We start from the raw sequence: 13,712 nt of genomic DNA, 5'->3' as shown, positions 1-13,712 counted from the left end.
TTTCTCCTTGTTTCATTCCGCCGGGAGGGGGGACATGCGGGGGGCAGTCGCGGCCTTCGCCGCGTCGTCCATCGCCGGGCGGACACGGCGCAGGCGCAGCGCGTTCGTCAGTACGAAGACCGAGCTGAGCGCCATTGCCCCAGCCGCCAGCACCGGCGACAGCAGCAGGCCCGACACCGGGTAGAGCAGCCCCGCCGCCACCGGAATGAGGGCTACGTTATAGCCGAAGGCCCAGAACAGGTTCTGGCGGATGTTGCGCATCGTACGCCGCGACACTTCCAGCGCGTTGACCACGCCGCGCAAATCGCCCGATATCAGCACCACGTCGGCCGATTCGATGGCGACGTCGGTGCCGGTGCCGATGGCGATGCCCACGTCCGCATGGGCAAGCGCGGGCGCATCGTTGATGCCGTCGCCGACAAAGGCGATTTGCTGGCCCGTGCCGCGCAGATCGTCCAATGCCGCGACCTTGCCATCCGGCAGCACACCCGCGATCACATGGTCGATGCCGGTCTCGCGCGCGATGGCTTCTGCCGTCTCGCGCTTGTCGCCGGTGATCATGGTGACTTTCAGGCCCAGATCGTGCAGCGCCCGGATGGCGGCCGCGCTGGATGGCTTCACCGGATCTGCCACGGCGATGACGGCGGCAACGCGTCCGTCGATGGCGGCGTAAAGCGCGGTGCGGCCCCGCTCGGCCAGGCGGCGCTCTTCGTCGACCAACGCGCCGATGTCCAGCCTTTCGCGAGCCATCAAACGGTCGGCGCCCACCAGTACGTCCCGGCCCGCGACTTCTGCCCGGACACCGTGGCCAGTGATGGACTTGAATTTCTGCGCGTCGTGCCGGGCAACGCCCTCGGCCTTCGCCGCCCGCAGGATGGCCTCGGCGATGGGATGTTCCGACCGCGCCTCGACCGCCGCGACCAGAGCCAGCACCTCGGCCCGTTCAAAGCCGTCGGCCAGCACCAGATCGGTCAGTTCGGGGCGTCCTTCGGTCACCGTGCCGGTCTTGTCCAGCGCGACCACATCGACGGTCGAAAGCTGTTGCAGGGCGTCGCCCTTGCGGAACAGCACACCCATTTCGGCGGCACGGCCGGTGCCGACCATGATCGACGTCGGCGTGGCCAGCCCCATCGCGCAGGGGCAGGCGATGATCAACACCGATACTCCGGCGACCAGCGCAAAGGACAAGGCGGGCGACGGTCCGACCAGCAGCCAGATCATCACCGTCAGCAGCGCCAGCGCCATGACAGCGGGCACAAACCACAGGGTGATCCGATCCACCAGACCCTGGATCGGCAACTTGGCACCCTGCGCCTCTTCGACCATACGGATGATTTGCGCCAGCGTCGTATCCGCTCCCACGCGTGTCGCACGGAACTGGAAGGCACCGGAACCGTTGACGGTCCCGCCGGTGACGGGATCGCCCAACGACTTGGCCACAGGTACCGGCTCGCCGGTGATCATGCTCTCATCGACGCGGGCGCTGCCTTCGGTCACTTCACCGTCCACGGCAATCCGCTCTCCGGGGCGCACGAGCAGGATGTCGCCCGCGGCGATGCGCTCGATGGCCACGTCCTCAGGCTCTCCGTCCACCAGCACGCGGGCGGTCTTGGCCTGAAGGCCCAGCAGCTTCTGAATCGCTGCGCCGGTGCGGCCCTTGGCGCGCGCCTCCAGCCACCGGCCCAGCAGGATTAGCACGACGATGACTGCCGCCGCCTCGAAATAGACGGCACGCGACCCTTCGGGCAGCAGCGCGGGCGCGAATAGCGCCACGAGAGAATAGAGATAGGCGGCAGAAGTGCCGACCGCGACAAGGCTGTTCATGTCCGGCGCACGCTTGAGCAGGGCTGGAAACCCGCGCGTGTAGAAGCTGCGCCCCGGCCAGAGCAGAACCACCGTGGTCAGGACGAACTGGATCAGCCAGCTTGCCCGATGGCCGATCGTGTCGCCGATCAGACCATGCATGCCGGGGATCAGGTGCGCGCCCATTTCCAGCAGAAACACAGGCAGGGCGAGGGCCGCCGCCAGCGCGGTCCTGCGAGCCAGCGTCCGCGCCTCTTCATCCTTGCGGGCACTCGTGTCTTCCGGCGCGCTGTCCGGCGGCAAGGTCGCGGGATAGCCTGCGTCACCCGCCGCCTTCAGCAGGTCCGCAACCGCAACCGAGCCTTCGAGATACTTTACCGTCGCAGTTTCCGATGCCAGATTGACGTTCACGTCCAGCACGCCCGGCACCGCCGCCAGCGCCTTGTCCACCCGCCCAACGCAGGACGCACAAGACATGGAGGCCACGTTCAGGCGAGTGCTCTGCTTACGGGCCGGATAGCCAATCTCTTCCAGCTTCTCGACGATGTCCGAGATGCGCTCCGGCCCGTCGATCTGCGCCTGGGCCGTCTCGCTGGCGAGGTTGACGCGAACGTCGCTGACACCCGGCAGGCCGGAAAGCCCACGCTCCACCCGCCCGACGCAAGAGGCGCAGGACATGTTTTGAAGGGAAATTCGGACGTTGTGCGGACCGGACATGGAAATCTCCTGATTCTGATCCTCCCTCACATAAGGATTCCATTCACTGGAAGGTCAACAGGTGCATCGAGGAATTTTTCGGGCATTGACCTTCCCACAGGGGAACGCCCTAGATAGGAGCGGTAAGAAGGAGATCGTGATGATCAGGTTCAGCGTCCCGGACATGAACTGCGGACATTGCACCGCGTCGATAGAGAAGGCCATTGTGACGATAGACCCACACGCGACGGTCACCTGTGACCTGACTGCGCGTTCCGTCGAGGTAGATAACGCATTGGATGAAAGCGCGCTGAAGGCAGCGATTCACGATGCAGGCTACGGCTCGGAGCGACTGACTTAGTCCCGGCACTTCCAGTCATTATTGAAATATTCCCTGCCATTTTCGCGTCTTTTGTCTGACTGGTGAACGTTGCTATGTACCTATTGCGCAACAGTTTTGAGCGCTTGCAGCGAGAATTCGCCTGCCTCGCTAGAATGTGCCAAACCTTCCCGCGCTGTAAGCGTTGACTAATTTGTCAAAATGTCCAATTTGCCATCCATGAGAATGCGTGTCGCCATTTCAACATGGGTGAGAGTCCTCACTTGCTTCGCTTTTGCGTTGGCGCTGGTTCTGTCTCCACCTTCTGCGGCACACGCGGCCTCGGGAATGCATGATGGTCAGCATTCTGGATCGATCAGCTCCCTTCTCAGCAAACGGACAGTTGGTCAGGGAACTGATATCCACGCCGTCCACATGAAACACCCGGCGACAGTTGACGTGGATGACATATCCTCCGACATGGGTGAAACAGAGCATCAATCAACTCAGTGTTGTAACGGAATATGCATTTCTGTCGTCATTCCAGACGCAGACTTGGTATTCCCGGATCCTATTGCTGCGAAAGAATATATGATCCTGAGCGGTCAGACGCATTCCGTCGAAACATCAGGGTTTCTGCGGCCCCCTCGATTCCTGATCTGAAACGGCGCCCAATCCGGGTGTGAGCCTTGCGCAAACTCTGCGTGAGACATCGGTCATCAATCAGGATACCTTCATGAAAATTCATCTACTTATGGGGGCTTCGGCCCTCGGGCTCGGCGCATGCGCCTATGAGCCTACCCCTTTGCCCTCCGTTGCGACACAACAGGCTGTCGTCAACGCGACCGTTTCGTCTCCGATCAGCTATCAAGATCCATTGGCTGGCTACACCTATCGTGGTCCGACCGGCCCCCGTGATTGGCGTTCCGTCAATCAAGAGCAGACGGAGGGCAACTGATGCGGGTATCTAAGATTCCGCTGGTTCTTGGCTTTCCCCTAATTTTGGGTGCCTGCGCTACCGCAGTACCGGGTATCTACACGGAACCGAAAGCCGGCTTCGCCAACATTTCCAGCCAGGTCACACCGGCCATCGGCAAACGGACGGCCTTCGCCGAAACCCAGGCCGAAAACGAAGCTCTCAAGAAACAGGTGCACAGCATGGTGCATCGGAAGACGATCTCGGCCGATACGGCGGTTCAGGTTGCGCTGCTGAACAATAAGGGTCTGCAAGCGTCTTACGCCAATGTTGGCCTCTCGGCCGCTGAGGCTTGGCAGCAATCGACGCCGGCAAACCCGATCGTCTCAATTGGTGTCTTGGGAATCGGTGCGCCTGAACTCGGTGCCTACAGGGCGATCGAAGGGCTGATCCGGTCGAACGTCCTCGATGCCACCACGCGTAAACAGCGTATGGCCATTGCTGATGCAAGCTTCCGGCAGGCTCAGCTCAATGCCGTGAACGACACACTCGCACTGGCAAATCAGACGCGAAAGGCATGGGTCGATGCAGTCGCCGCCTTCGAGGCAGTGAGTTATCTGCGGCGCGCGAAAGCGACCTCTGACGCCGGCTCTGAACTGGCGATGAGGTTGGGCGAGACCGGCGCACTCAACAAAGCTGGGCAGGCCCGCGAACAGGCATTCAATGCCGAACTGGCGGGGCAACTTGCACAGGCACGATTGAACGCCACTCGGTCCAAGGAGGCTTTGACCAGGTTGATGGGTCTCTGGGGCACCGAAGTCGATTACTATGTGCCAGATGCCCTTCCTGCACTGCCGCGTTCTGTCGGCCGTGTGACCGACATCGAGGCCAAGGCGCTCCGAAACCGGGTGGATCTGCGTGTTGCCAAACTTGGCCTGGAAGCGCAGGCCAAGGCGTTTGGGCTGACCGATCAGACCCGCATTGTCAGCGATCTTGAGTTCATTGCCGGGTTCGAGGCGGAGCGGGAAATTGAGGACGGAGAAACGGAAACCGTGACCACCCCTCAGGTGGAAGTGGAGTTCGCGATCCCGATCTACGACACCGGCAAAGCCCGGATGCGCAAGGCGGAGTTGTCTTACTTACAAGCGGCCAACGTGCTCGCAGAGAAGGCCGTGAACGTCCGGTCCGAAGCGCGGGGTGCAGAGGCTTCCTATCATGCCGCCTATAAAATCGCGCGCCACTACCGCGACGTTCTGGTGCCGCTACGCACGACCGTCGAAGAAGAGGGTTTGCTGTCCTACAATGGCATGATCACCAACACTTTCGAGCTGCTGACTGATGTGCGCGAGAAACTTGGCGCATCCCTGGAAGCGGCAAATGCAAAACGCGAATTCTACATGGCACAGGCCGATCTGACCGCCGCGATCTATGGCGGCGGCGAAGGCGGCGGTGGTGCTGGTGGAGAAGGCGCAACGCTTGCCGCCGGTGGCGGCGCAGGACACTGAAAGGAACTGACATGTTGAACAGACGTCAATTACTCGGAGCCGGCGCCGCAGGTGCAACGCTGGTCTCTTCAAAAGCCTGGGGTCAAACCCTGAACATGGGCCTCCCCGAAGCCGCGCAGATGGACAGTGCGGCAACGGCGATTACGGCGCGTCCGTCGTCAGGGCCGGACTACACACCTGTGGTTACGCTGAACGGGTGGACCCTGCCGCACCGGATGAACAACGGGGTCAAGGAATTTCACCTCGTCGCCGAACCGGTAGAGCGCGAACTTGCAGACGGCATGATTGCGCATTTGTGGGGTTACAACGGCCAGTCCACCGGTCCAACGATCGAAGCGGTCGAAGGTGACCGGGTCCGCATCTACGTCACCAACAAGCTGCCGGAAGGCACCACGGTACATTGGCACGGGCTCATCCTGCCCTCGGGCATGGATGGGGTCTCCGGGTTGAGTCATCCCAGCATCCCGCCAGGGAAAACGTTTGTCTACGAATTCGACTTGGTGAAGTCCGGCACGTTCATGTACCACCCCCATGGCGACGAAATGGCGCAGATGGCGATGGGGATGATGGGCATGTTCGTGGTCCATCCCAAGGATCCCACCTTCATGCCGGTGGATCGCGATTTTCTGATCATGCTGAATGCCTTTGACATCGATCCCGGCACATACGTGCCCCGCATCATGACGATGACGGACTTCAACCTGTGGACGTGGAACAGTCGGATCTTCCCCGACATTGATCCGCTGGTCGTGAACAAGGGCGACAAGGTGCGAGTACGCGTCGGCAACCTCACGATGACAAACCACCCGATCCACATGCACGGCTATGACTTCAAGGTCACCTGCACGGATGGTGGCTGGGTGCCGGAAGCCGCGCAATGGCCCGAGGTCAGCATCGACATCCCCGTGGGCGCGATGCGCGCCTATGAGTTCGTCGCGGACCATCTGGGTGACTGGGCGATCCACTGTCACAAGTCGCACCACACGATGAATGCCATGGGTCACGATGTGCCGACGTTCATCGGTGTCAACAAGAAACCGCTGACCCAGAAGATTCGTCAGTTCCAGCCGGAATACATGCCTATGGGCATGTCCGGCATGGGGGACATGGCGAAAATGGAAATGCCGCTGCCCGATAATACCATCCCGATGATGACGGGTTGGGGCCCCTACGGCCCCATCGAGATGGGCGGCATGTTTTCGGTCGTAAAGGTGCGGGACGGCATCGACGCGGACGATTACTCCGATCCCGGCTGGTACGAAAATCCTCCGGGCGAGATGGCCTACGAATGGACCGGCGAATTGCCCGAATTCGCCTCGAACAACAGTCCCAAGACCATTCTCACACCAAAACCAAACTCGAAGGGCTGAACGGCCCTTCGTCAACTCCAACCAAACCAACTTACAGGACAATGAAATGAGAAATCTTCTTTTGACGACAAGCTTCGCGTTGGTGCTTTCGGCACCAGCATTTGCCGCAGGCACACATGATGGCGGGCACGGTGAGACCAAGCCAGCCGAAATGATGATCGGCATGCCGGGTGAATCCGCCAATGTGGACCGCACAATTGATGTCACCCTGCTCGAAAACGACGAAGGCGAAATGCTGATCGAGAGCGAAGAGTTGACCATCAAGGAGGGTGAAACGATCCGCTTCAACATCACAAACAAGGGTGAGCTAGAGCATGAATTCGTCCTCGATACGGTCGAGCGCAACGCCGAGCACAAGATCGAAATGGCCAAGATGGATATGGAGCACGACGACCCGAACCGAATCCGTCTTGATCCCGGTGCCTCGGGCGAGGTCGTCTGGACGTTTGCAAATGCCGGTACGTTCGAAGCCGCGTGTCTGATTCCGGGTCATTACGAGTCCGGCATGCACCGCGAGGTCGCAGTTGGCGATCAGATGGCACAGGCGGATGTGGAATACACGACTGGCAAGGTCAAAAAGATTGACGCCAAGGCCGGCAAGGTCACGATCATCCACGGCCCGCTGGTCAACCTCGACATGCCCGCGATGACCATGGTGTTCCGCGCCGACGAGGCAATGATTGCCAAGATGTCCGAAGGTCAGGACATCGAATTCGTCGCAGACCGCGTGAAGGGAAAACTGACCGTCACACAGATGAAGTGATGACAGTTAGTGGGGCCGGGGCAATCACCCCGGCCCCAACTTTTTGAGGCGTTACTCTGCAAGCAAGAATACCCCGTAAAATCAAGCGCAACGAAGGTAGCCGAGCATGATGAATTTCCTGAAAACCTGCACCACCGCCCTTGCACTCATCTTTCCGGCTTTGTCAGTGGACGCTTCCAGTGGCAAGGGTCAGCAGCCTCATGCGCGGGCCTTCGAAGTGCCTGGCCATGATCCGATCGGGAAACCCGGCGATGGCTCCACTTTCGACAGGTCGATCGAAATATCCATCAGGGAGACAGAAAGCGGCTACATGCTTTTCGAGCCGGACGCGATCCAGATTGAAAAGGGATCGGTCGTTCGGTTCTTGATCGGAAATACAGGCGCTCTGGATCATGAGTTCTTTCTCGGCTCCTTTGACGAAATTGCGAAACATCAGCAGTGGATGCGCGAACACCCCGATATGCAACATGATCGCGCCAACTCGGTTTTGATCCCAAGTGGACTAAATGCCGAGCTGATCTGGGAGTTCTCCGATTTGACGAACCTGGAGTTCGTATGCTTGATACCCGGCCACCGGGAAGCGGGCATGTGGGGCGTCATCATCGTGCACGATCACCTTGCGCCGAAATCCAAGGGTTAGAGTTTTTGATGTCACTCCTGGACAGGTATCACGTGCTTGTACACAACGTATCTGCCGCGTTTGGGTACGACTACAGCGATGCGACGCCAGACTGGGTTCACCCGTTCATTCATCTGATACTGGTCTTGGCACCCGCGCTGCTGATCACTGTCGGCTCATATCTTGCTATTCGCGGCATTTTCAAGCTTTGGAAGCGCCGTCACACCTCTACGTTCCACCCCGAACCCATACGGGGGCTTGAAGGCAGTCTTTTCAGCACGGTCCTGCGCTACTCCAGAAGGCAGCAGGCATTGATGATTGTGGTCAGCCTCATCGCGATGCCTATTCTATATCTGACCCTCGAACTGCCAAAGCAGATCGTAAACAACGCTTTGGATTCTGATCGTTTCCCCGTTGCCATTTTGGGACGAGACGTCGATCAGGTCGTTTTCCTAATGCTTCTCTGTGGTCTCTACCTTCTGGCGATCATCTTGAATGGGCTAAATAAATACGGCCTCAACGTGTTCAAGGGGTATGTAGCTGAGCGTTTTCTGCGGCGCTTCCGCTTGCTGGTCTATCGGCAATGGCGCAGCGATCCCGACTCCCGAAACCAGAGCGAAATCGTCCCTATTCTCGCACAGGAGGTTGAGCCCATAGGTGGCTTCGCGGCAGATGTCCTCACGCTGCCAATCCTACAAGGCGGTACACTGTTGACGATTCTGTTTTTCATGTTCGTTCAGGACCCTGTGTTGGGTGCCGCCGCACTGACCGTGCTGCCAGTTCAGCTCGTGCTGCTGCCCAAGCTACAGCGGCGTGTAAACGCCCTTTCACGTACAAGGATCAAGGAAGTCCGACAGCTGGGCAGACAGCTCAGCGAACAGTTGCATGAACGGCAGGTCAATTCGACCGGACTGCTACCGGCCGGAGCGAGTTTTAGAGAGCTTGAGCACGTCCGCAGGAAAATTTTCCACCTGAAGTTCTTCATCAAGGCCCTCAACAATTTTCTAACCGCGCTGACCCCATTCCTGTTCTACTCATTGGGAGGATATTTCGTCATCGAAGGGCGTATTACACTCGGTGCCCTGGTGGCCGTCCTAGCCGCACACAAAGACTTCTCGGCACCGCTTAAAGAACTCTTCAATTACTATCAGACGCTGGAAGACACGCGGATCCGGTACCTCGAAATCACGACCTTTTTCAACAAATCGATCCAGCAATCCGCAATTGTTCAAGCAGACAACACCATGCCGCAGGAGGTCAGTCAATTCGAGCAAGCCCCACTGAGATGCCCGGCTTCGTCTCTAAAAAGGCAGGGGGCCATCGCAACATCATGAAAGAGTTTGATAGTATGAAATGGGCATCGATATTTTTTGCTCTGGTCGCCGTCGCTGCAGCAGTATGGTTCATTGTGCAACCGAGCCACACTCGGACGGGCGCCCAGAGGCAGGACAGCATCGCGCTTCCCGCGGGTGCTCTCGCTACTGTCAAGCTACCAAACAGTTTCACAGAGCAGGAGCAAATCGGCGCAAGCGCTTATGATGCGGTCTGTTCCGCTTGCCATGGCCGAAACGCGCAGGGCCAAGATGGCGTCGCTCCTCCGCTTGTTCACAAGATCTATGAACCCAGCCACCACGGCGACATGGCGTTTGTCCGCGCAGCGCAGAATGGAGTTCGGGCGCACCACTGGAAATTTGGCAACATGCCAGCTGTTGAAGGCGTGACGCGATCAGATATCCTTGCTATCGTAGCATACATTCGAGCTTTGCAGCGGGCCAACGGAATCAACTAAGCACATTCGTCGGACGAAAGAATGGGAGTTGCCTCACGGTCAATTAGCATTCGGTTTGCCACAGAAAAGCAACAACCGGTGGGAAAATTCTTTTCATGAGTAAATGTTCTGCTGCATCGACTCTGATCCTTGGTGCATTGTTCGCTTCGTCCACCGCATCATACGCGGAGGAAACCGGATTATTCAGATTGACCGACCGCGGATCACCGGTCGGCATCAATGCTCGCGAACCATCACTCGCACCCTTGCCGGATGGCAGGGTTTTGCTGAGCTGGACTGAAGAAAGCGGAACCGAAGCGGAAGTTCGCATGGCCATCCTCGATGGCAAAGAGTGGTCGGACGCTCGGACAATCCATGAATCGTCAGAGACTTACATCAACTGGACCGACTTCCCTTCGGTAGTGGCTCTTGCTGATGGTGGTCTGGCGGCGCAATGGCTAAAGTTGAATGGACCGGGCGATTACCAATACGACGTGAATATCGCCTTTTCCCTAGATGAAGGCAGGACCTGGACGGACCCGATTGTCCCTCACGATGACAGGTCTCAACGTGAGCATGGTTTTGTTTCGTTGGTACCCGACCAGTTCGGCGGATTGACGGCTTTATGGCTGGATGGCCGCGAGTATGACAGTCAGACAGAAGGCGAGACCTTCGAGAATGCGATGCAGTTGCGCGCGCGGCAGATCAACTCCGACGGGACGTTGAATGCAGAAAGCTTGTTGGATGTGCGCAGCTGTACGTGTTGTCAGACGTCCGCAGCCCGGGCAGGCTCGGGCGACATAGTGGCCGTCTATCGTGACCGAACCGCAGATGAAATTCGCGATATATCGGCTGTCCGGCAGGCCGACGGGGAGTGGACGGAGCCCGCCACGATCCATAACGACGGATGGGAAATCGCCGGATGCCCCGTCAATGGCCCGGCCATTGATACCATGGGCGACAGGATTTCCGTTGTCTGGTTCACGGCAGCTGTCGCGTAGCCCTTAATTGTGAGATGGGAAATCCAACGAAATCAACGGCTGAGCTTTGCCCTTAAATATGAGATTTTGCCTTTAATTCTGATATTTTTGCCCTTAAACCTGAGACAGGGTTCACAGACATTTGCGGCAAATATCGATGAATGATGATGGCGAAGACTCCGTTGCCGTTGGTGCTGAAGAGGCGCGCAGGGCCGCGGTGCTGCGCCCTCTTGTTCAGGCATATCTCAATGGGACTGGCAGCCTGGAACGTGGCATCAATGACGCCGTTTGGGAGCTTGGTGTCAGCAGGGCGACGGTCTGGCGTTGGATAAAACGGTTGGCGGAAGAGGGTGGGCGCACCAGCGCTCTGGCTCCGCGGAAACGGGGCCGCCCGACCGGGACGATGTTAATATCCAGCAAAGTCGAAGCGGTAATCGAGGGGCACCTTCGCCGCTATTTCTTGCGCCGGGAGCGTTCGAGCTTGTCGCGCGTCGTGACAGAAATCCGCAGCGCTTGCTGGCAGGAGGGCTTGCAACCGCCGACACGGCGAACGGTTCAGCGTCGTCTGGATGCGATGGATGCGCGCGAAGTTGCGAAGGCACGAGAGGGCGCAAAGGCGGCCCGCCAGAAATTTGCGCCGGTCACAGGTGAGAACAAGGCCAGTATGCCACTGGAGATCGTCCAAATTGATCATACACCGGCCGACATCATTCTTGTCGACGGCTTGGAACGCAAACCAATTGGGCGGCCTTGGGTCACGCTGGCGATCGACGTCGCAACGCGGATGGTGACCGGATATTACACCTCTCTCGAGGCACCTTCGCGTCTGTCAGTGGCGCTTTGCCTGACACAGGCGGTGGCCCTCAAGGAGGAACTTCTTGCGGAATTGGCGTGCGATGTTCCTTGGCCGGCACAGGGCAAACCGCACAGCATCCACGTCGATAACGGTCGCGATTTCCGGTCGCGCGCCTTTCGGTCGGCCTGTGCGGATTGGGGGATCGATCTGGTCTATCGACCGCCAGCAAGTCCTCACTTCGGTGGTCACATCGAACGGTTGATCGGCACCATGATGGGGGCCGTTCACCTGTTGCCGGGAACAACGCAATCCTCGATCGCGGCAAAGGGCGACTATGACGCCGAAAGCAAGGCCACGATGACGTTGAGCGAATTCGATCGCTGGTTTGCTCTGGAAATCTGCCGTTACAACAACAGCATTCATTCAAGTCTTGGCTGCACGCCCGTTGCCAAATGGGAGGCGCTCTCAGAGCAAATGACAGGCGACCTCCCCTTCGAGATGGAAGCCTTTCAGGTGAGCTTCCTGCCGAGTGAACTGCGCAAGATCAGGCGTGACGGCATCCATCTGTTCCAGATAAGGTACTGGTCCGATGCCCTTGCAGGCCACATTGGGCGCGGGGATGGAAAGGTGGTCGTTCGCTACGATCCTCGCGATATCTCAATGATCTGGGTCGAACTGGACGATGGCCGGTATGTTGAGGCGCGGTACAGAAACCTGGAAATTCCGCCCGTCTCGCTCTGGGAATATCGCGAAGCGATGAGGAAGGCCCGTGCCCTTGGCAAGTCCGGGTCTAATGAGCTGGTGCTGGCTGAGCTGATCCGACAGCAACGCCAGATCGAAGCTGAAAGCCGGGGCCTGACGAAGGCCGAACGCAGAACCCGTGAAAGAAAAGGGACATTGAAGGGCACGAACTCGGCCGTCTCGACAACCGAAGGGCTGCGCCCGATCGATACGGGTGATACAGCGCGCCCATTGTTCAAGGTGGAGAGATGGTGAATTGAGGGCAGGGACAACTGAAGAAGACGGCCGGATCGCCCTCATTCAATCGGATATCTGGATCGGCTTTCCTCGGGCGGAACAGGTGTTGGACCGCTTGCAGGGCATGATCGAAGCGCCACGACAAACCCGTATGCCTGGGCTTCTTGTGCATGGCGCCTCCGGGATCGGAAAGACGATGATTGCCCGAAACCTGTCGCGCAAGTACGCACCAGAATACGATCCGGCGTCGGGCATCACCCGCACACCGCTTCTGCTGTTGCAAGCGCCGCCCGCACCTGATGAACGGCGGTTTTACCTGCACATCCTGGCCGCCGTCGGCGCCCCGGCGACGGCTCTTAGCGCCCGCGCTCAAAATGTGGCTTCCCTCGAAGTCCGTGTCATCGCGCTCTTACGCGACCTTGGCCTGCGGATGATCATGATCGACGAGGTCCACAATCTCTTGGCCGGGACCCACCGCGAACAGCGCCGATTTCTCAATGTCCTGCGGTATCTCAGCAATGAACTCGAGGTGTCGCTGGTCTGCCTTGGGGTCAGCGAGGCCGTCGATGCTATTCGCGGTGATATCCAGCTTGCCCGACGGCTGGACGAACATCATCTGCCAAACTGGCGCGACGATGCCGAGTTCTCGGACATGATCCAGACCCTTATTGCTGCCATGCCACTGGAAAAGAAGTCCAACCTGAAGGTCAAATCTCTCAAGCAGGTCTTGGCACTGACCGGTGGGGTGACCTCGCGCATCTTCGCTCTGGTCAAGGATCTTTCCATCGACGCCATTATCACAGGCGAGGAATGCATCACCGATGACGCAATCGCAAAATGGACGCCGGTTTGGTCGCGCCATGCGAACCCCCATCGGCGGCTCCAGAAGTCCCGGGTGTGAAGCCGCACCCGCTGCCCAAGACTGTCGCGCCGCTGCCAGACGAGTTGTTGTCAGGTTGGTTGTCTCGGCTGGCGGCGGCCAACTACTGTGATGATGCGGAACTACTGGCTCATCTCAGAATCGATACCGCGCATGGCACCGCCTTGGACTTCAACGTCGACGCGGCTGCGGCGGCGAAGATTGCCAACGCCGCACGGGTTAACCCAGATGTTGTTCGATCTTTGACCTTTCCGTAAGCGCCCGATAGTTACCGCAGTGGCATGTCCTTGACGCGTGCGATGATGTCTGGATCGCCGAC

Annotated in this window: 13 protein-coding genes; 12 read left to right on the top strand and 1 reads right to left on the bottom strand. The window is 58.8% G+C overall.

The window, feature by feature from the left end; translation table 11 throughout:
- Positions 1–12: 12 nt before the first annotated feature.
- Positions 13–2,520, bottom strand: coding sequence for a heavy metal translocating P-type ATPase (locus ACFO5X_RS18880; protein WP_380719881.1), 2,508 nt, complete (start codon positions 2,518–2,520; stop codon positions 13–15).
- A 139-nt stretch (positions 2,521–2,659) separates the two neighbouring features.
- Between ACFO5X_RS18880 and ACFO5X_RS18875 the strand changes: the two genes are divergently transcribed.
- The 12 genes from ACFO5X_RS18875 to ACFO5X_RS18820 all read left to right on the top strand — a co-directional run bounded on the left by ACFO5X_RS18875 (position 2,660) and on the right by ACFO5X_RS18820 (position 13,650).
- Positions 2,660–2,860 carry a heavy-metal-associated domain-containing protein gene (locus tag ACFO5X_RS18875; RefSeq protein WP_380719879.1) on the top strand — a complete coding sequence of 67 codons (201 nt, stop codon included), beginning with the start codon at positions 2,660–2,662 and terminating at the stop codon, positions 2,858–2,860.
- Positions 2,861–3,554: 694 nt separating this feature from the next.
- Positions 3,555–3,776, top strand: coding sequence for a putative periplasmic lipoprotein (locus ACFO5X_RS18870; RefSeq protein WP_221227929.1), 222 nt, complete (start codon positions 3,555–3,557; stop codon positions 3,774–3,776).
- A complete protein-coding gene (locus tag ACFO5X_RS18865; protein ID WP_380719877.1) occupies positions 3,776–5,239 on the top strand; it encodes a TolC family protein in 1,464 nt (487 codons plus the stop codon). Before ACFO5X_RS18870 ends, ACFO5X_RS18865 begins: the two co-directional genes overlap by 1 nt.
- Positions 5,240–5,250: 11 nt before the next feature.
- On the top strand, positions 5,251–6,609 hold the full coding sequence (locus tag ACFO5X_RS18860) for a multicopper oxidase family protein (protein ID WP_156875008.1): 1,359 nt from the start codon (positions 5,251–5,253) through the stop codon (positions 6,607–6,609).
- Between the two features lie 46 nt (positions 6,610–6,655).
- Positions 6,656–7,372 carry a copper-binding protein gene (locus tag ACFO5X_RS18855; protein ID WP_380719875.1) on the top strand — a complete coding sequence of 239 codons (717 nt, stop codon included), beginning with the start codon at positions 6,656–6,658 and terminating at the stop codon, positions 7,370–7,372.
- A 106-nt stretch (positions 7,373–7,478) separates the two neighbouring features.
- The gene (locus tag ACFO5X_RS18850; protein ID WP_380719872.1) at positions 7,479–8,012 is read left to right on the top strand and encodes a cupredoxin domain-containing protein; all 534 of its coding nucleotides are present in this window, start codon (positions 7,479–7,481) and stop codon (positions 8,010–8,012) included.
- A gap of 8 nt (positions 8,013–8,020) precedes the next feature.
- Complete coding sequence (locus tag ACFO5X_RS18845; RefSeq protein WP_380719870.1) at positions 8,021–9,325, top strand: ABC transporter transmembrane domain-containing protein; 1,305 nt, start codon at positions 8,021–8,023, stop codon at positions 9,323–9,325.
- Complete coding sequence (locus ACFO5X_RS18840) at positions 9,322–9,780, top strand: c-type cytochrome (protein ID WP_380719868.1); 459 nt, start codon at positions 9,322–9,324, stop codon at positions 9,778–9,780. The genes ACFO5X_RS18845 and ACFO5X_RS18840 overlap by 4 nt, the downstream gene beginning before the upstream one ends.
- A 95-nt stretch (positions 9,781–9,875) precedes the next feature.
- Positions 9,876–10,760, top strand: coding sequence for an exo-alpha-sialidase (locus ACFO5X_RS18835; RefSeq protein WP_380719865.1), 885 nt, complete (start codon positions 9,876–9,878; stop codon positions 10,758–10,760).
- 136 nt (positions 10,761–10,896) lie between these two features.
- Complete coding sequence (locus ACFO5X_RS18830) at positions 10,897–12,531, top strand: Mu transposase C-terminal domain-containing protein (RefSeq protein ID WP_380719863.1); 1,635 nt, start codon at positions 10,897–10,899, stop codon at positions 12,529–12,531.
- A gap of 1 nt (position 12,532) precedes the next feature.
- Complete coding sequence (locus ACFO5X_RS18825; protein WP_038147410.1) at positions 12,533–13,414, top strand: TniB family NTP-binding protein; 882 nt, start codon at positions 12,533–12,535, stop codon at positions 13,412–13,414.
- Positions 13,411–13,650: a TniQ family protein gene (locus ACFO5X_RS18820; RefSeq protein WP_380719860.1), complete on the top strand. Its 240-nt coding sequence runs from the start codon at positions 13,411–13,413 to the stop codon at positions 13,648–13,650. Before ACFO5X_RS18825 ends, ACFO5X_RS18820 begins: the two co-directional genes overlap by 4 nt.
- Positions 13,651–13,712: the final 62 nt, after the last annotated feature.

The organism is Seohaeicola nanhaiensis (genome assembly GCF_042654245.1).
GTDB lineage: Bacteria > Pseudomonadota > Alphaproteobacteria > Rhodobacterales > Rhodobacteraceae > Seohaeicola_A > Seohaeicola_A nanhaiensis.
Note: the sequence above shows the minus strand (reverse complement) of the source record. Positions and strands in the feature narration are given on the sequence as shown.